Annotated in this window: 3 protein-coding genes; all 3 read right to left on the minus strand. The window is 74.6% G+C overall.

Annotated elements, in window-relative coordinates; all coding sequences use genetic code 11:
* The coding region (locus tag IO40_RS0131890; RefSeq protein ID WP_031176620.1) for a type I polyketide synthase at positions 1-1,891 on the minus strand (1,891 nt) is incomplete at its 3' end.
* Between the two features lies 1 nt (position 1,892).
* Positions 1,893-11,927, minus strand: a complete 10,035-nt coding sequence (locus IO40_RS0131895) for a type I polyketide synthase (protein ID WP_031176621.1) — start codon at positions 11,925-11,927, stop codon at positions 1,893-1,895.
* A gap of 62 nt (positions 11,928-11,989) precedes the next feature.
* Positions 11,990-20,459: type I polyketide synthase (locus IO40_RS0131900; RefSeq protein ID WP_031176622.1), on the minus strand; the 8,470-nt coding region annotated here is incomplete at its 5' end.

A 20,459-nucleotide genomic window follows, 5' to 3' on the forward strand; every position in this document is an offset into this window, starting at 1 on the left:
CATCCACCCGCTCCAACGACGGCGCACCCGCATCACCCCGCAACACCCCCAGCAGCGACCAGTCCACAAACGCGGACAACGCCACCTCACACTCACGCATGCGTTCCGCGAACACCGGCGAGCTCTCCAACAGCCCCACCGCCATACCCGCCCACTGCGCACCCTGACCCGGGAAGACGAACACCGTCCGCCCCACAGGACCCACAACCCCCGACACCACGCCACCAGCCGGCTCACCCGCAGCCAACGCCGACAACCCCGACCCGTACCCACCGACAACCACCGCACGGTGCTCGAACCGCGCCCGCGTCGTCACCAACGACCAACCCACACCAACCGCATCGACATCAGCCCCACCCGCCAACGGCACCAGCCCCGCCGCCTGCTCACGCAACGCCTCACTATCACGCGCGGACAGCACCCACGGCACCACCGTCGGCATCCAGGCACCAGCCACGTCACCGTCGTCGGACCGCACCGGAGCGGGCTCCGCCGGGGCCTCCTCGAGGATCACGTGCGCGTTGGTTCCACTCATCCCGAACGCCGACACACCCGCGCGCCGGGGGCGGCCCTCCACGCACGGCCACTCACGTGCCTCGGACAACAGCTCCACCGCGCCCGCCGACCAGTCCACGTGCGACGACGGCGAACCCGTATGCAGTGACTTGGGCATCACCCCGTGCCGCAGCGCCAGCACCATCTTCATGACACCCGCCACACCCGCAGCGCCCTGCGTGTGGCCCAGGTTCGACTTCACGGAACCCAGCCACAACGGCCGCTCGGCCGGGCGGCCCTGGCCGTACGTCGCCAGCAACGCGCGCGCCTCGATCGGGTCGCCGAGCGTGGTGCCGGTGCCGTGTCCTTCCACGACGTCCACTTCGGACGCCGGGACACCGGCGTTGGCGAGGGCCTGGCGGATCACCCGCTGTTGGGAGAGGCCGTTGGGTGCGGTCAGTCCGTTGGAGGCGCCGTCCTGGTTGGCGGCGGTGCCGCGGACGAGGGCGAGCACCCGGTGGCCGTTGCGCCGCGCGTCCGACAGGCGCTCCACCAGCAGCAGGCCGACGCCCTCGCTGAACGCGGTGCCGTCGGCGTCGTCCGAGAAGGGCTTGCACCTGCCGTCGGGGGCGAGTCCGCGCAGGCTGCTGAACTCGCGGAAGGTGGAGGGACTGGCCATCACCTGGGCGCCGCCGGCCAGGGCCAGCGAGCACTCGCCGGAGCGCAGCGACTGCACGGCCAGGTGCAGGGCGACCAGCGAGGAGGCGCAGGCCGCGTCCACGGTGACCGCCGGGCCCTCCAGGCCCAGGACGTAGGCGATGCGGCCGGAGGCGACGCTGGTGGCGCTGCCGGTGGCCAGATAGCCGTCGGCGTCGATCCCGGAGGCGTCGACGATCGGGCCGTAGTCCTGTCCGATGGCCCCGGCGAAGACTCCGGTGGCGGTGCCGCGCAGGGAGGACGGCGAGATGCGGGCGTGCTCGAAGGTCTCCCACGCGACCTCCAGCAGCAGCCGCTGCTGGGGGTCCATCGCCAGTGCCTCGCGCGGTGAGATGCCGAAGAAGTCCGCGTCGAACTCGCCGGCGTCGTGCAGGAAGCCGCCCCGGCTGACGTAGCTGGTGCCGCTGCGCTCGGGGTCCGGGTCGACCAGCGATTCGATCTCCCAGCCGGGCCGGTCGGGGAACTGCGAGGTGGCGTCCTCGCCGGCGGCCAGCAGTTCCCACAAGGCTTCCGGGCTCCGGACGTCGCCCGGCAGCCGGCAGCCCATGCCCACGATCGCGATCGGTTCGCGCGCCGTCTGCTCGAGCCGCTGGTTGCGCTGCTTCAGCCGTTCGTTGTCGCGCAGTGCGGCGCGCAACGCCTCGACGATCTTGTCCGAAGCGTCCGGAGCTGCCGGCATCTCAGTTCTCCCGTGCGTCGTTGTCGGTGCCGAGTGCCAACTCGACGAGGTCGGCGATGTTCATGTCGTCGACCCGGCCCACGGCGTCGGTCTCGCCGTCCGGTTCGGGTGCGTCGCCCTGCTGTGGTGCGGCGGCCAGCTCCAGCAGGGCGTCGAGCAACCCGGTCTCCCGCAGCCTGCTGAGGGGAATGCTGCGCAGGGTCGACCAGGTGGCGGCCTCCTCCGGGCTCAGCGCGGCGTTCTCGTCCTCGGCGGCGAAGAGCTGGCTCGTCAGGTGGCGTGCCAGGTCGGGGAAGGTGGGGTGGTCGAAGACGAGGGTGGTGGGCAGTTCCAGACCGGTGATCGCGGTCAGCCGGTTGCGCAGGGCCACCACGGTCAGCGAGTCGAAGCCCAGGTCGCGGAAGGACCGGTCGGACTGCAACTCGGCGGCCGAGTCGTGGCCGAGGGCCACCGCCGCCTCGCGCCGCAGCCGGTCGAGCATCAGCCGCTGCCGCTCGCCGTCGTCGAGGGCGGACAGTTCGCGCACGAACTCGGGCCGGCCGCCGCTCCCGACGGTGGCCGCGTCCGGTTCGGTGAGCGCCTGGCGTGCCTCGGGCACGCCCAGGAGCAGCGGCCTGCTGCGGGCGGCGGTGTAGGCGGGGGCGAAGGTCTGCCAGCCGATGTCGGCGACCAGCAGGTTGGTGTCCCGGCGGCCGACGGCGTCGGCGAGCGCGGCGACGGCCGTGTCCGGCGGCATCTGCCGGTTGCCGAGCCGGCCCAGTTGCGCGGCGGTGTCCGCGTCGACCATGCCGCCGCCGCCCCACGCGCCCCAGGCGATCGACGTGACGGGCAGGCCGGCGGCACGGCGCTCGGCGGCGAAGGCGTCGAGGTAGGCGTTGGCAGCCGCGTAGCCGATCCGGCCGGCGCCGCCCCAGATGCCGGCCCCGGAGGAGAACAGGACGAAGGCGTCGAGGTCCAGGCTCTCCACGAGTGCGGCGAGGTTGCGGGTGCCGGTCACCTTGGGGGTGAGCACGGCGGCCAGTTCGCCGGTGGTCAGCTCGTCCAGGGGCAGCCGGCGCCCGCTGGTGCCGGCGGCGTGCAGCACCGCCCGGATCGGCGGGCCGTTGGAGCCGATCTTGGCGAACAGGTCGCCGAGGGCGTCGGGGTCGGCGAGGTCGCAGGCGGCGATGACGACGTCGGCGCCGAGCTCGACCAGTTCGTTGAAGAGGTCGGGCATGCCGTCGGCGTCCTGGCCGCGGCGGCTGACGAGGACGACGCGTTCGGCGCCGGAGCGCGCGGCCCAGCGCGCCAGGTGGCCGCCGATCGCCCCGGTGCCGCCGGTGATCACCACCGTGTCCCGCGGCTGCCACGGGGTGACCGGGCCGTCGGCGGGCGCGCGGACCAGCCGGCGGGCCAGCAGCCCGGTGGGTCTGACGGCCACTTGTTCCTCGCCGGTCCGGCCGCCGAGCACGGTGCACAGGTGGCGGGCGCTGTCGTCGTCGAGTTCGGCCGGCAGGTCGATCAGCCCGCCCCAGCGGCGGGGCTGGTCGAGTCCGAGCACCAGGCCGGTGCCCCACACCAGCGCCTGCGCCGGGTCACGCGGCGGGTCGTCGGGGCCGCAGCCCACGGTGCGGGACGTGGCCAGCCACAGCGGTGCGCCGAGGTCCAGTGCGGTCAGGGCCCGGGCCGCGGCCAGGCAGGCGGCGAGTCCGGCGGGCACGGTGGGGTGCTCCGGGTGCGGGGTGGTGTCCAGGCCGGTGAGGCAGAGCACGCCCGTGAGGTGCCGGCCACGGAGGGCTTCGGTGATCTGTCCGGCCAGCCGGTCTGCGTCGTCGGGCGCGTCGGCGGAGACCTCGAGTGCGGTCACCTCGGCGCCGGCCCGCGCCAGGGCGTGGGTGACTTGGCCGGCGAGGCTGTCGTGCGCCCCGGGCCGGCGCAGTACCAGCCAGGTGCCGGTCAGTTGCTCCGTGTCGGCCGGCGTGGCCGGCACGGGCTCCCACTGGATGCGGTACCGCCAGCTGTCCAGGATGGTGCTCAGCTGCCGCGCGGTGTGCCAGCGGGACAGCGCGGGCAGGGCGGGTTCCAGTTCCCGGCGGTCGACGCCGGTGTGCTCGACGAGCGCGTCGAGGTCCTGGCTGCGTACCGCGCGCCAGAACTCCGCCTCCGCCGGGTCGGCGGCCTGCGGGGCGGCCGGGGGGAACTCCGGCCAGAAGCGGCGCCGCTGGAAGGCGTAGGGGGGCAGGTCGACGCGGCGGGCGCCGGTGTCCTCGTAGACGCGGTGCCAGTCGACGTCCACGCCCGCCGCGTACGCCTCGCCGACGGACAGCAGGAAGCGGGTCGGGCCGCCGTCGGAGCGGCGCAGCGTGCCCAGGGCGGTGCCGTCCGGGGTGCCGGTCCCGCTGTCGGCCAGGGTCTCCTCGACGGCACCGGTCAGTACGGGGTGGGCGCTGACCTCGATCAGCGGTCCGAAGCCCTGCGCGACGAGCGTCCGCACGGAGTCGGCGAAGCGTACGGGCCGGCGCAGGTTGCTGAACCAGTAGCCGGCGTCGCACACGGGGCCGTCGATCCATTCGCCGGTCACGGTGGAGAGGAAGGGCACTTCGGGTTCCAGCGGCGTGACGGGTTCGAGCAGTTCCAGGAGCCTGGCCCCGACGACGTCGACGTGCGGCGAGTGCGAGGCGTAGTTGACCGGTATCCGCTTGGCGCGGATGTCGTGGTCCGCGCACTCGGCGGTCAGCTCGCGCAGCGCGTCCGCGTCTCCGGAGACCACCACGGAGCGGGGGCTGTTGACCACGCCGATGTGCAGCCGACCCTCGTGGCGGTGCAGCAGCTCCTCGACCCGGGCGGGCGGCGCGGCCACCGAGAGCAGGCCGCCGAGACCGGCGAGCGCGGCGATCTCGCGGCTGCGCAGGCAGACGACGCGGGCGGCGTCACGCAGCGACAGCGCCCCGGCGACGCAGGCAGCCGCGATCTCGCCCTGCGAGTGCCCGACGACCGCGGCCGGTTCGACGCCGTGGCTGCGCCACAGTTCGGCCAGGGACACGTTGACGGCGAAGGTCACGGGCTGCACCACGTCGTCGGTGTCGAGGCCGGGTGCGTCCGGTGCGCCCCGCAGCACGTCGGTCAGCCGCCAGTCCACGAACTCGGACAGCGCGGCCTCGCAGCGGGCGATGCTGTGCGCGAAGGGCGGTGCGGTGTCGAGCAGTTCGGCTGCCATGCCGGCCCATTGGGAGCCTTGGCCGGGGAAGACGAACACGGGCCGGGCCGCGGGTCGGGCGACGCCTTCGACGGCGTTGCCGCTCGGTTCGCCGGCGGCCAGGGCGCGCAGTCCGTCGATCAGTTCGGCCCGGTCGGCTCCGACGAGCACGGCCCGGTGTTCGAAGGCGGACCGGGTGGTGGCGAGCGTCAGTCCGACGTCGGCGGGCTCCAGTTCCTCGACGGCCGGCAGCAGGCGGTCGGCCTGGGCGCGCAGGTCCGGTGCGCTCGGCGCGGACAGTGTCCAGGCGACGGCCGCCGGAGGCCGGGAGGTTTCCTCGGGGGCGTGCGCGGCGGCCGGTTCCGCGGTGTCGGGCGCCTGCTCCAGGATGACGTGGGCGTTGGTGCCGCTGATGCCGAACGAGGACACGGCGGCCCGGCGCGGGCGGCCGGTGTGCGGCCATTCCTCGTTCCCGGCCAGCAGCCGCACGGCTCCGGAGCCCCAGTCGACCTGGGACGAGGGCGCGTCCAGGTGCACGATCCCGGGCAGTACGCCGTGGCGCATGGCCATGACGGTCTTGATGATGCCGGAGACGCCGGCGGCTGCCTGGGTGTGCCCGAAGTTGGACTTGAGCGCCCCCACCAGCAGCGGGGTGCCGCCGGACCGTTCCCTGCCGTAGGTGGCGAGGAGTGCCTGTGCCTCGATGGGGTCGCCGAGCGGGGTGCCCGTGCCGTGTGCCTCGACGGCGTCGATGTCGGCGGCGGTGAGGCCGGCGCCCGCGAGGGCCTGCCGGATCACCCGCTGCTGCGAGGGGCCGTTGGGTGCGCTGAGGCCGTTCGAGGCGCCGTCCTGGTTGACGGCGCTGCCGCGTACGACGCCGAGCACGGTGTGCCCGTTGCGCCGCGCGTCGGAGAGCCGTTCCAGCAGCAGCAGGCCGAGGCCCTCGCCCCAGCCGGTGCCGTCGGCGGCCTGCGCGAACGGTTTGCAGCGGCCGTCGCCGGCGAGACCGCGCTGGCGGCTGAATTCCGTGAAGATGTCGGGCGTCGACATGACGGTGACACCGCCGGCCATCGCGAGCGAGCACTCGCCCGCGCGGAGGGCGGCGACCGCCTGGTGGAGGGCGACCAGCGACGAGGAGCAGGCCGTGTCGACGGTGACGGCCGGGCCTTCGAGCCCGTAGGTGTAGGCGATGCGCCCGGAGGCGACGCTGCCTGCGGTGCCGGTGCCCAGGTGACCGTCGAGGTCGTGGTCACGGCCGTGCAGCAGCATCGGATAGTCGGTGTACATCAGCCCGACGAACACGCCGGTGCGGCTGCCCCGCAGGGAGCGCGCCGGGATGCCGGCCCGCTCGAACAGTTCCCAGGAGGACTCCAGCAGCAGGCGTTGCTGGGGGTCCATGGCGAGGGCTTCGCGCGGGGATATCCCGAAGGGGGCGGGGTCGAAGCGGTCGGCGCCGGTCAGGAAGCCGCCCTCGCGCACGTAGCTGGTGCCGGGCCGGTCCGGGTCGGGGTCGTAGAGCGTGTCGATGTCCCAGCCGCGGTCGGTCGGCATGGGCCGGATGGCGTCCTCGCCGCGCAGCACGAGCTGCCACAGGTCCTCGGGGGACTCGACCCCGCCCGGCAGCCGGCACGCCATGGACACGATCGCGATGGGATCGTCGGACGCTGCCTGCCCGGGGACCGCGCCGGCCTGCGGGGCCGCGCCGGGAGCGGAGGCGGCGCGGTCGTCATGTGCGGCGGTCAGCGCTTCCAGGTGCTCGGCCAGGGCCGCCGGGGTGGGCTGGTCGAAGATCACGGAGGCGGGCAGCCGGAGACCGGTCTGTTCACCGAGCGCGTTGCGCAGCTCGACCGCCATCAGCGAGTCGAAGCCGAGCTCGGAGAACGCCTTCGCGGGGTCGACGGCGGTCGGCGAGGGGTACCGCAGCACGGCGGCCACCCGGGCCCGGACCACATCGAGCATCCGGGCCGGGCGGGCGGCTGTCCGGCGTGGGACGGCGGGCTTGTCGCGGCGGACCAGTCCGCGCAGCAGCGCGGGCAGCGCCTGCTCGCGGTCCAGTGCGCGCAGCGGGGTGAAGTCGAAGGCGGCGGGCACGAGATTGGCCTCGGGGCGGCGCAGTGCGGTGTCGAACAGCGCGAGCCCGTCCGCGTTGTCCAGGCTGAGGATTCCGATGCCGTGGGCGCGTTCGAGGTCGAGGTCGCTGATGCCGCCGACCATGCCGTCCTCGCCCGCCCACAGGCCCCAGGCCAGCGACAGTCCGGGGAGCCCGGCCTGCCGGCGCTGCACGGCGAGCGCGTCGAGGTAGGCGTTGGCCGCGGCGTAGTTGCCCTGGCCGGGGCCGCCGAAGGTGCCGGCGGCCGACGCGAACAGGACGAACGCCGAGAGGTCCAGGTCCCGGGTCAGCTCGTGCAGGTTGCGCGCGCCGGCCACCTTGGGGGCCAGCACGGCGTCGATCCGCTCGGGCGTCAGCGACTGGACGATGCCGTCGTCGAGGATGCCGGCCAGGTGGACGACGGCCGTCAGCGGGTGCTCGGCGGGCACGTCGGCCAGCAGCTGTGCCAGCGCGTCCCGGTCGGCCGCGTCGCAGGCCGCGAGCCGCACGTCGGCGTCCAGCGCGGTCAGTTCCGGGGCGTCGGCGGCGTCGGGTCCCGACCGGCTGGTCAGCAGCAGGTGCCGTACGCCGTGCTGTTCGACGAGGTGCGCGCACACGGCGCGGCCCAGCCGGCCGGTGGCGCCGGTGACCAGGACGGTGCCCTGCGGGTCGAGGCCGGCCGGCGGCTCCTCGGCGGGGCCGGGCAACCGTGCGAGGCGGGGTGCGTACCAGCGGGAGTCGCGCAGCACGAGGTGCGGCTCGTCGGCCGGGAGGCCGGCGAGGGGCAGCTCGGTGGCGTCGTCGGTGGCGTCCACGAGGACGAACCGGTCGGGGTTCTCCGACTGTGCCGAGCGCACCAGGCCCTGCACGGCGGCGGCGACCGGGTCGATGTCGCCGCTGTCGCCGGGCAGCCGGGCGGCGGCACGGGTGCGCAGCACGAGCGGGGTGCCGTCCGGGGCCGCGGGGGCGGCGAGCCGTTCCTGGAGCAGCGCGAGGGTGCGGTGCAGGGCTTCGCGCACCGCCTCGTACGGCTCGTGGGGCAGGTCGCCGCCGCCGGGCAGTTCGACCATTTCCGGCAGGGTGTCCGACGGCCCGGTGGCGGGGGCATGCCGGGCGGGGACCTCCTGCCACTCGATCCGGAACAGTGCGTCGCGGTGCCGCGCCGGCGTGCGCGGCTCGCCGGTGAGGGGGCGTACGAGCAGCGAGTCGACGGACACCACCGGCGTTCCGGCGGGGTCGGTCGCGGTCAGCTTCAGCGAGTGCGGTGCGGCCGGGTTCAGGGTGACGCGCAGCGCGGTGGCGCCCGGGCTGTGGACGTCGACGCCGGTCCAGGTGAAGGGGACCGCCCCGGGCGAGGTGCCGGCGTCGAGGGCGGCGGCGTGCAGGGCGGCGTCGAGGAGGGCCGGGTGCAGCTCGAAGCACTCGGCGTCGACGCTCTGGGACTCGGGCAGTTCCACCTCGGCGTGGATCTCGTCACCGAGTCGCCAGGCGGCACGCAGGCCGCGCAGCAGCGGGCCGTACTCCAGGCCGGCCGCGGCCAGCCCGTCGTAGAGGTCGCCGATGTCCACAGGGGTGGCGCCGTCCGGCGGCCAGGCGGTGGGTCCGGGCTCCGGCTGTTCCCGGCGCGCGGCCAGGGTGCCGGAGAAGTGCTGGGTCCACGGCTGGTCCCCGGCAATCTCGTCCTGGCCGGTGCACGGTCTGGAGTAGCCGGTGACGGTCCGGTTGCCGAAGGAGTCCGCGGCGCCGACGACCACCTGCACGCTGATCCGGTCGGCCGGGTCGAGGACCAGGGGCTCGGCCAGCACGAGTTCGTCGACGCGGGGGCAGCCGATCCGGCCGCCGACCCGCAGGGCGAGTTCCAGGAAGGCGGTGCCGGGCACCAGGATCCGGCCGGCGACGCGGTGGTCGGCCAGCCAGGGGTGGGTGGCGGCGGACAGTTCGCCGCCGAAGACGAAACCGTCCGTATCTGCACGGGCCATCCCCACGTCGAGGACGGGGTGGCCGCCGGTCGCCCCGTCGCGGGAGAGGGGCACGTCCAGCCAGAGCCGGCGGCGCCGGAAGGCGAAGGTGGGCAGGTCGACGCGCCGCGCACCGGTGCCCTCGTAGAAGGCGGGCCAGTCGACGGACAGTCCGCTCGCCCACAGCCGGGCCAGTGCCGCGGTCAGCGCTTCGGGCTCCGGCCTCTCCTTGCGCAGCAGGGGCTGCACCAGGCACGGGGCGGGCACGTCGTCGGCGACGGCCGAGCAGAGCGCGCCGCCCGGGCCGAGTTCGACGAAGCGGGCCGTGCCCAGTGCGCGCAGCCGTGCGATGCCGTCGGCGAAGCGCACCGGCTCGCGCACGTGCCGCACCCAGTGGTCGGCCGTGAACTCCTCGACGAGCTGCCCGGTGAGGTTGGAGACGACCGGGATCCGCGGCCGGTGGTGCTCGACGCTCTCCGCGACGGCGCGGAACTCGGCGAGCATGCCGTCCATGTGGTGGGAGTGGAAGGCGTGGCTGACGGTGAGCCGGCGGGTGTCGCGGCCGGGGAACTCGGCGGCGACGCGCAGCACGGCGTCCTCGTCGCCGGAGAGCACCACCGAGCCGGCGGAGTTGACCGCGCCGACCGACACTCCCGGGCCGAGCAGCGGGACGACCTCGGCCTCGGTGGCGCGCACCGCGACCATGGCGCCGCCGGCGGGCAGTGCCTGCATCAGGCGGGCGCGTGCGGAGACCAGGCGGCAGGCGTCCGGGAGGGTCAGCGCGCCTGCCACGTGGGCGGCCGACAGCTCGCCGACGGAGTGGCCGATGAGGTGGTCCGGCTGGAGGCCCCAGGATTCGAGCAGCCTGAACAGGGCGACTTCGAGGGCGAAGAGCGCGGGCTGGGTGTGTTCGGTGCGGTCGAGCAGGCCGTCCGCCTCGAACATGACCTGTTTCAGGGGGACCCCCGGCCCGTCGGCCGGGGGTCGGAAGTGCGCGCACACCTCGTCGAGCGCCTGGGCGAACACGGGGAACGCGTCGTACAACGCGCGTCCCATACCGGCGTGCTGGGAGCCCTGGCCGCTGAACATGAAGGCGACGGGGCCGTCGAGGCGGCGGCCCTCGATGACGTCCGGTGCGCCGCCCGCCTCGTCGGCGAGCGCGGCCAGCGCGGCCGACATCTCACCGGTGTCGGTGCCCAGCACCACGGCGCGGTGCTCCAGTGCGGCCCGGGTGGTCGCGAGGGAGAAGCCGACGTCCCGGGCGGTGTGGCTGCCCACCCCGGAGAGCAGCCGGCGGGCCTGCCCGGCGAGTCCGTCGGCTGTCTTCGCGGACACCACCCACGGCACGGCGGCCAGGCGCCGGGCGGGGGCGCCGGTGCGCACCGGGCCGGTGGACGGCTCGGCGGCCGGCTCCGGCCCGGGCGGTGGCGGGGCCTGCTCCAGGATCGCGTGGGCGTTGGTGCCGCTGACGCCGAACGCCGAGACGCCGGCGCGGCGGGGCCGGTCCGGTGTCGGGGCGGGCCACGGCCGGGCCTCGGTGAGCAGCCGCAGTCCGCCGCCGGACCAGTCGATGTGCCGGGAGGGCCGGTCGACGTGCAGGGTCTTCGGCAAGGCGGCGTGCCGCAGCGCCTGCACCATCTTGATCACGCCGGCCACACCTGCGGCGGCCTGGGTGTGGCCCAGGTTCGACTTGAGCGAGCCGAGCCACAGCGGCCGGTCCGCGGGCCGGTCCTGGCCGTAGGTGGCCAGCAGTGCCTGCGCCTCGATGGGGTCGCCCAGCGTGGTGCCGGTGCCGTGCGCCTCCACCGCGTCCACGTCCTGCGGGGTCAGCCCGGCGTTGGCCAGCGCCTGCCGGATGACGCGCTGCTGCGAGGGCCCGTTGGGTGCGGTGAGGCCGCTGCTGGCACCGTCCTGGTTGACGGCGGTGCCGCGGATCACGGCCAGCACCGGGTGCCCGTTCCGCCGGGCCACCGACAGCCGCTCCAGGGCGAGCAGGCCGACGCCCTCGGACCAGCCGGTGCCGTCGGCGCCGTCGGCGAACGACTTGCAGCGGCCGTCGGGGGCGAGTCCCCGGTGCCGGCTGAACTGTACGAAGGTGACCGGCGTGGACATCACGGTCACCCCGCCGGCGAGCGCCATCGTGCACTCCCCGGACCGCAGCGCCTGGCAGGCCAGGTGCAGGGCGACCAGCGACGAGGAGCACGCCGTGTCCAGCGTCACCGCAGGCCCCTCGAAGCCGAAGGTGTAGGCGATCCGGCCGGAGGCGATGCTCGGCGAGCTGCCGTTGCCGATGTAGCCCTCCAGGCCCCGGGGCGGGCGCCGGCTGCGGGTGCCGTAGTCCTGGTACATGATGCCGACGTACACGCCCGTGCGACTGCCGCGCAGCGACGTGGGGCTCACGCCGCCGCGCTCCAGCGCCTCCCAGGACGCCTCCAGCAGCAGCCGCTGCTGCGGATCGACGGCCAGTGCCTCACGCGGGCTCAGCCCGAACAGTTCGGGGTCGAACTCGGCGGCGTCGTACAGGAAGCCGCCCTGCGTGCAGTAGGTGGTGCCGGGCCGGTCGGGGTCCGGGTCGTACAGCGATGCCAGGTCCCAGCCGCGGTCGTCCGGGAAGTGCGAGACCGCGTCGGTGCCCGCCGACACGAGGTCCCACAGCTCCTCGGGCGAGGTGACACCGCCTGGCAGCCGGCAGCTCATGCCGACGATCGCGATCGGCTCCGAGTCCCTGGCCTCGTACTCGGTGAGCTTCTGCCGGGTGCGGTGCAGGTCGGCGGTCGCCCGCTTCAGGTATTCGCGCAGCCGCTCCTCGTTCACCGGATGCCCCCTTCTCCTACCGAACCGCATGGGCTCTGCACGACCTGCTTCTCCATTCGCGCTCAGGTGTCCAGCTCGTCGAGGAACCGGAAGATCTCGTCGTCGCTCGCCGCGTCCAGGTTGTCGATCACGGCGTCGTCCCCCGGCCCCCCGGGGGGCGGGGCGGTGGCCCCGGCCGCGTCCGGACCGGCCAGCTTGTCCAGCAGCGTCCGCAGCCGGTTCTCCAGCCGGCCGCGCAGTGCGTCGTCGGCGGCCAGGTCGGGCAGGTTGGCGTCGAGCTTCTCCAGTTCCGTGAGGACCGGGGCCAGGGCGCGTTCGCCGTCCGACGGGAAGACTTCGTGCAGATGGGTGGCGAGCGCGCCCGGGGTCGGGTGGTCGAACAGCACGGTCGCGGGCAGCGTGAGGCCGGTTTGTCTGCTCAGCCGGTTGCGCAGTTCGACGGCGCTGAGCGAGTCGAAGCCCAGGTCCAGGAAGCCCGCCTCCACGTCGACGAGTTCGGGGCCCTGGTAGGCCAGCACCAGGGCCGCCTCGCTGCGGACCAGGTCGAGCAGGGCCCGCTTGCGTTGCGCCCCGGCGAGCGCGACGAACCTGTCGGCGGGTGCGGCGGCCTTCGCCTCGGCGCTCGCGGCGGCGGGCCGGCCCCGGCCGCGCAGCAGCCCGCGCAGCATCGCCGGCACCTCGACGGCCTGGCCGGCGTCCTGGAGGCCGGCCAGGGAGAACCGGGCCGGCACCAGGACCGCCTCGTCGCGCCCGCAGGCGGCGTCGAACAGGTCCAGCGCCTCGGCCGTGGCCATCGGCACCAGGCCGCCCCGCGCGAACCGCGCGAAGTCCGCCGCCCCCAGCTTGCCGGTCATGGTACTCAGCTCGGCCCACGGCCCCCAGCACAGCGAGACGGCGGACAGCCCCCGGGCCCGGCGGTGTCCGGCGAGCGCGTCGAGGAAGGCGTTGCCCGCGGCGTAGGCGGCCTGGCCCGCGCCGCCGAGCGTCGAGGCGACCGAGGAGAACAGCACGAAGGCGCTCAGGTCCTCGGACGCGGTCAGCTCGTGCAGGTTGAGCGCGGCATCGACCTTGGGCGCGAGCACGCCGTCGATCCGCTCGGGGGTCAGGGCGGTGATCACACCGTCGTCGACGACGCCCGCGGCGTGCACGACCGCGGTGAGTGGATGTTCGGCGGGGATTCCGGCGAGCAGACCTCTGAGCGCGTCGCGGTCCGCGGCGTCGCAGGCCGCGACAGTCACCTCGGCGCCCAGCGCGGCGAGTTCGTCGCACAGCCGGCCCGCTCCCGCCGCGTCCGGCCCGCTGCGGCTGACGAGCAGCAGATGCCGTACGCCGTGCTCGGTGACCAGGTGCCGGGCGAGGAGCCGGCCGAGCGTGCCGGTGCCGCCGGTGATCAGCGTGGTCCCGGCCGGGTTCCACCCGGGTGCGGCGCTGTCGGTCTCGGTGTCGGCGTGCACCCGGGCCAGCCGCGCGAGGCGTACGGTCCCGCCCCGCAGTGCCAGTTGGGGCTCGTCGCCCGCGACGGCGGCGGCCAGCGCGGCGGCCGTGGCCGTGCCGGGTGCACCGCCGTCCACGTCAAGCAGCGCGAAGCGGCCCGGGTTCTCGGTCATCGCCGCCCGGACCAGTCCGTGCACCGCGGCGCAGGGCAGGTCGGCGGGCTCGTCGCCGGAGCCGGCGGCCACCGCACCCCGGGTCACGAAGACCAGCCGCGATCCGGCGAACCGCTCGTCGGCGAGCCAGCCTTGCACCTGCTCCAGCGCCCAGTGGGCCGCCGACCGCGTGGCGCGTGCCGGCTCGCCCGGGAAAGACGGCGCGACGACGAGCACCCGGTCGGGCACGGCCGCGGGGGCCTCGGACAGGTCGCGCAGCGTCGGGTGGGCGTCGAGCGTGACGACGCCGGAGAGCGCCGTCACCGCGTCGGGCGCCCCGTCCCCGACCAGTGCCCAGGTCAGGTGCCGCGGCAGCGGTGCCGCCGGGACGGGTGTCCACTCGGTGCGCAGCAGCGACTCGGTACGGGGCCGGCGCGGTGCGGCGCCGGCCCGCGGGCGGAACGCCAGCGACTCGGCGGACGCGACCGGTGTGCCGGCCGGGTCCCACACCTGGACGGACACCGCGCTCCCGGCGCTCCCGGCATTCCCGGCACTGCCCGGGTTGCCCGCGCCATCTGCGCTGTTCGCGCTGTACATGTTGTTCGTGTTGTCTGTGAGGTCGGCCAGTCGCACCCGCAGGTGGTCGGCGCCCGAGCTGTACAGGGCGACGTTCCGCCACGAGAACGGCATCACACCCTGCCCCTCGTCGCCGAGCGTGCCCACCGAGACGGCCTGCAAGGCGGCGTCGAGCAGCGCCGGGTGCAGCGCGAAGCCGGCCGGGTCCGTGCCGTCGGGCAGGGCCACCTCGGCGAAGACCTCCGAGCCGCGCCGCCAGGCGGCGGCAAGGCCCTGGAACGCCGGGCCGTAGTCGCTGCCCGTACCGGCCAGACGTGCGTAGAAGCCGTCGAGATCGACCGGCGCGGCACCCTCGGGCGGCCACACGCCGGGCGCTGGCTCACCGGACAGCGCCTCGGGCAGCAGGGTGCCGCTCGCGTGCTTCTGCCAGGTCGCGCCGTCCGCGCCGCCGTCGGGCTGGGAGTGGACCTCCAGCGTCCGGGCCCCGGCGTCGTCCGCGGCGCCCACCCGCACCTGCACCTGCACCGCCGCGTGCTCGGGCAGGACCAGCGGTGCGTGCAGGGTCAGTTCGCCGACGCAGCGGCAGCCGACCTGGTCGCCGGCCCGGACGGCGAGTTCGAGGAACGCCGTGCCGGGCAGCACCACCGTGCCGTCCATGACGTGGTCGGCGAGCCAGGGGTGCCGGCGGGAGGAGAGCTGGGCCGTGAAGAGCACCCCGTCGTCGCCCGCGAGCTCTACGGCGGCTCCGAGCAGCGGGTGCCCGGCCGCCTCCAGCCCCGCGGCCCGCACGTCCCCTTCGGACGCCGGGGCGTCGATCCAGTAGCGCTGCCGCTGGAACGGGTAGGTGGGCAGCTCGGCGGGCTCGGCGGTGTCCGGCAGGAACGCCGCCCAGTCGCAGCTGCCGCCGTGCACATACACCTGGGTCAGCGCGGCGAGGGCGGAGACGACCTCGTCCCGTCCGCGCCGCAGTGCGGGCACCACCACGCCGGGGGCGTCCTCGGCACGGCTGTCGGTGGCCATCGCGGCCAGTACGGCGTCGGGCCCCAGCTCCAGGAACCGGGTGACGCCCTCCTCGGTGAGGAACCGCACGCCGTCGGCGAACCGGACGGCGCCGCGCAGCTGGGTCACCCAGTACTCGGCCGTGCACAGCTGCCCGGCCGTGGCCGTCCGCCCCGTGACGTCGGACACCACGGGGATCGTCGGCGGAGACATCGGGATGTCCCGGACGATCGCGGCGAAGTCCTCCAGCATCGCGTCCATATGAGGCGAGTGAAACGCATGACTGACCCGCAAATTCCTAGTCTTCCGGCCCAGTTCGGAGAAGTATGCGGACACGCGTTCGACTTCGGACGTGTCGCCGGACACCACCGTCGCCTGCGGACCGTTGACCGCGGCCACCGCGATCCGGTCCGCCAGCCCGTCGAGCAGCGGGAGCACCTCCTCCTCGGCGGCGGCCAGCGCGGCCATCGCACCATTGGCGGGCAGCCGCCCCATCAACCGGCCGCGCGCCGCCACCAGACGGCACGCGTCGGGCAACGTGAACACGCCTGCCAGGTGTGCGGCGGCCAGCTCGCCCACGGAGTGCCCGATCAGGTAGTCCGGGGTGACGCCCCACGACGCGAACAGCCGGAACAGCGCCACCTCGACGGCGAACAACGCCGGCTGGGTGTACTCCGTCCGGTCCAGCAGCCCGGCGTCCTCGCTGCCCTCCGCGGCGAACACGACCTCGCGCAGCGGCCTGCGCAGTTCCAGGTCCACGTGGGCGCAGACCTCGTCGAAAGCGTCCGCGTAGACCGGGAACGTCCGGTACAGCTCGCGGCCCATGCCGAGCCGCTGGGCGCCCTGCCCGGAGAACAGGAACGCGGTACGGCCACCGCTCGTGACGCCGGAGGCCGACGGTGCGCTCGCACGTCCGTCCAGCCAGCCGGTGAGCTGCTCCCGCAGTGCCTCACGGTCGGTGCCCCAGCACACCAGCCGGTGCTCGAAGCGGGAACGCGCCGCGAGAGCGCGGCCGACGGACGCGGCGTCGTACCCGGGCCGCCCGTCGAGCGCCCCGAGCAGGTTCTCGGCCTGCGCGGTCAACGCGGCGGACGTGCGTGCCGACAGCATCCACGGCAGCCGGCCGGCACCGGCCGGGCCCGGCGCGCCGGACACGGACTGCCCGGCGCCCGTCCCGTTCCGCGCCGGAGCCTGTTCGAGGATCACGTGCACGTTCGTGCCGCTCATGCCGAACGAGGACACCGCCGCCCTGCGGGGCGCATCGGCGTCGGGCCAGGCACGCTCCTTCGTGAGCAGCCGCACGGTGCCCGCCGACCAGTCCACATGCGGGGTGGGCTCGTCGGCGTGCAGGGTACGGGGCATGGTGCCGTGCTGCATCGCCAGCACGGACTTGATGACCCCGGCCACGCCCGAAGCTGCCTGGGTGTGGCCGATGTTCGACTTCACCGCGCCCAGCCACAGCGGCCGGTCCGCGGGCCGGTCCTGCCCGTAGGTGGCCAGCAGCGCCTCGGCCTCGATGGGGTCGCCCAGCGCGGTACCTGTGCCGTGCGCCTCCATCAGGTCCACGTCGGCGGTGCCCAGTTCCGCGTTGGCCAGCGCCTGGCGGATCACCCGCTGCTGGGCGAGACCGCTGGGCGCCGTCAGCCCGTTCGAGGCGCCGTCCTGATTGGCCGCGCTGCCCCGGACCACCGCCAGCACCCGGTGTCCGTTGCGCCGTGCGTCCGACAGCCGCTCCAGCAGGAGCATGCCGACGCCCTCGGCCCAGCCCGCCCCGTCGGCAGCTGCGGAGAACGCCTTGCACCGCCCGTCCGAGGAGAGCGCACCCTGCCGGCTGAACTCGATGAAAGAGTGCAGGGTCGAGATGACGGTCACCCCGCCGGCCAGCGCCATGGCGCACTCCCCGGACCGCACCGACTGGGCGGCCAGGTGCAGGGCCACCAGCGAGGACGAGCAGGCGGTGTCCACCGTGACCGCGGGTCCCTCCAGACCGAAGGTGTACGCCACCCGGCCGGACGTCACACTCGCCGCACTGCCGGTGGCGAGCTGCCCCTCGAACTCGCCCGCCGACCCGCCGAGCCGCACCCCGTAGTCGTTGTAGTTCGCGCCCACGAACACCCCGACGGGGCTGCCCTTGACCGTCGCCGGGTCGATCCCGGCACGTTCGAACGCCTCCCACGAGGTCTCCAGCAGCAGCCGGTGCTGCGGGTCGATGGCCGGCGCCACCCGCGGCGAGATGCCGAAGAACACCGGGTCGAAGGAGCCCACGTCGTGCAGGAAACCGCCGCCGCTGGAGTAGAACGTGCCCGGATGGTCCGGATCCGGGTGGTAGCTGCCGTCCAGGTCCCAGCCGCGGTCGGTGGGGAAAGCGGAAACCGCGTCCCGCCCCGCGGACAGCAGTTCCCAGAACTCCTCCGGGGAGCCCACCCCGCCGGGGAAGCGGCAGCTCATCGCGACGATGGCGACGGGGTCGTCGGCCGCTTCCCCGGTCGGCCCGCCCGCCGGCGCCGCAGCTTCCGCGACTGACGCGGCGGCCGTGCCGGACCGCTCGGCCGGCGCCCCGAAGAGCTGCTCGGCCAGATGCCCGGCCAGCCGGCTCGCGGTGTTGTGGTCGAACACCACGGTGACCGGCAGCCGCAGGCCGGTGGCGGCGTTGAGGCGGTTGCGCAGTTCCACCGCGGTCAGCGAGTCGAAACCCAGGTCGCGCAGCGCCCGGTCGAGATCGACCGCGTCGGGCCCGGCCAGGCCGAGCACCGCGGCGGCCTGGCGGCGCACCAGCGTCAGCAACGCCTGCTGCCGCTCGGCCGGCGAACGCCCGGCGAGGTCGGCCGCGAAACCGCCGTCGGCCTGCTCCTCGTCCGGGGCCCGGCCCACCGCGGGACGGGCTTCCGGCAGCCCTTCGAGCACCCGCCCGGCGCGGCCGGGCGTGCAGGCAGGCCCGAACACCGCCCAGTCGATGTCGGCGACGACGAGGTGGGGCAGATCGTGGTCGACGGCCTGCCACATCGCCGACAGCGCCGCCTCCGGCTCCATCGCGACGATGCCGTTACGGCTCAGCCACTCGCCCGTCTCGCCGGTGGCGAGACCCACCCGGTCCCAGGCGCCCCAGGCCAGCGAGGTGGCCGGCAGCCCCGCGGCTCGGCGGGCGAGCGCCAGCGCGTCGAGATAGGCGTTGGCCGCCGCGTAACTGCCCTGGCCGGGCCCGCCGAGCGTCCCGGCGATCGACGAGAACAGCACGAAGGCGTCCAGGTCGGCGCCCTCCGTCAGCTCGTGCAGATGGCGGGCCGCGGCCACCTTGGGCAGCAGCACCGACCTGGCCCGCTCCGGGGTCAGCACGTCGAGCAGGCAGTCGTCGAGCACGGCCGCCGCGTGCACGACCGCGGTCAGCGGGTGCTCGGGGTCGATACCGGCCAGCAGCCCCCGCAACGCCTCACGGTCCGCCACGTCGCAGGCCGCGATGGTCACCCGGGCACCGAGACCGGTCAGCCGCTCCGCCAACTCCGCGGCGCCCGGCGCCCGGTCGCCACGGCGGCTGGTCAACAGCAGGTGCCGCGCACCGTTCGACGCCAGCCACGTGGCGATCTCCGCGCCGATGCCTCCCGTGCCGCCGGTGACGAGCACGGTGCCGGTGGGCCGCCAGTTCCGCACCGGAGTGAGGCCCGCCAACGGCTTGCGGGCCAGCCGGCGCACGTACGCCCCGCCAGCCCGGACGGCCAGCTGGTCCTCGCCGTCCGGCGCGCCCAGCGCCCGCACCAGCCGTTCGGCCGCCCGCTCGTCGGGCTCCTCCGGCAGGTCGACCAGGCCGCCGATCCGCTGCGGGTATTCCAGCGCGGCGATGCGTCCGAGCCCCCACAGCAGGGCCTGCCGCGGGTCGACGGACCGGTCGGAGGACCCGACGCGGACCGCACCCCGGGTGGCGAACCACAGCGGTGCCGTGCTGCCGGCGTCCCCGAGCGCCTGGACGACCAGCACCGCACGGTCGAACTCCGCCTGGTCGAAGTCCGATTGGTCGAAGTCCGTGCCGCCGGGGTCGGACGGGTCGGAGTCCGTCCGGCCGGAGTCCGTGCGGTCGCCGAGTGCGAGCAGGGACAGGACTCCGGTGCACTCGGAACCGATCTCCCGCAAACACGCGGCCAGTTCGGCACGCTCGGCGTGCTCGACCTCTGTCACCCGGACCTCGGCGCCCAGTGCCGTGAGCGCCTGGCTCACGTGCTCGGACCAGACGTGTCCACCAGCCGGTACCAGCAGCAGCCATCGGGCACCGTCGATACGCGGTGCCGCGCCCTGAGGGAGGGGCTGCCACTGGATGTCGTAGCGCCACGAGTCCAGCTCCGCATCCTGACGACGCCGGCGGCGCCAGTCCGACAGGACGGGCATCAGCTCTTCGAGCGGTGCCGAGTCCGTCACACCGAGGGTCGCGGCGAGCGCGTTCGGGTCGTCGCCCTCGACAGCCGCCCAGAACTCGGCGTCGGCCACGTCCTGCCCGCCGTCGCCTTCGTCGCCGACCTCGTCCAGCAGCCAGTAGTGCTGGCGTTGGAAGGGGTAGGTGGGCAGATCGACGGTACGGGGGCGGGCGTTGTCGAACAGGGCCGTCCAGTCGATGTCGATGCCGCGTACCCACAGCTCGGCCGCGCTCGCCAGGAACCGGTCCAGCCCACCGTCGTCACGCCGCAGCGAACCGGTGACGATGCCCGGCTCCGTTCCGGCCGCCTCCACGATCTCCTGGACAGCGGTCGTCGTCACCGGATGGGAGGAGACCTCCACGAACGTGCCGAAGCCCTCCGCGGCCAGCTTCTCCACCGCCTCGGCGAACCGCACCCGCGAGCGCAGATTCGTGAACCAATAACCACTGTCCATCTGCGAACCATCGGTGAACTCACCCGTCACCGTCGACAGCACCGGAACCCGACCCGCACGCGGGCTGATGCCCCTCAGCGCGGTGGCCAGGTCGTCTCTGAGGGCGTCCATGGCCGGGGAGTGAGAGGCATAGTCCACCGCGATCCGGCGCGCCCGCATCCCCAGCCGCTCGCACTCGGCCACCACCTCACCAACCGCCTCCGCCTCACCGGAGACCACCACCTGCGACCCACTGTTGACCGCAGCCACCCACACCCGACCAGGCCACCGCTCCAGCAACCCCTCAACCCGCTCCACCGGCGCAGCGACCGACGCCATACCACCCTGCCCGGCCACAGCACGGATCGCCCGGCTGCGCAGACACACCACCCGCGCCGCGTCCTCCAGCGACAGCGCCCCCGCCACACACGCCGCAGCGATCTCACCCTGCGAATGCCCCACCACAGCCGCCGGCTCCACCCCGTACGACCGCCACAACTCGGCCAGCGACACCATCACCGCGAACGACACAGGCTGC

The organism is Streptomyces albus subsp. albus (genome assembly GCF_000725885.1).
GTDB classification, from domain to species: Bacteria; Actinomycetota; Actinomycetes; order Streptomycetales; family Streptomycetaceae; genus Streptomyces; species Streptomyces albus.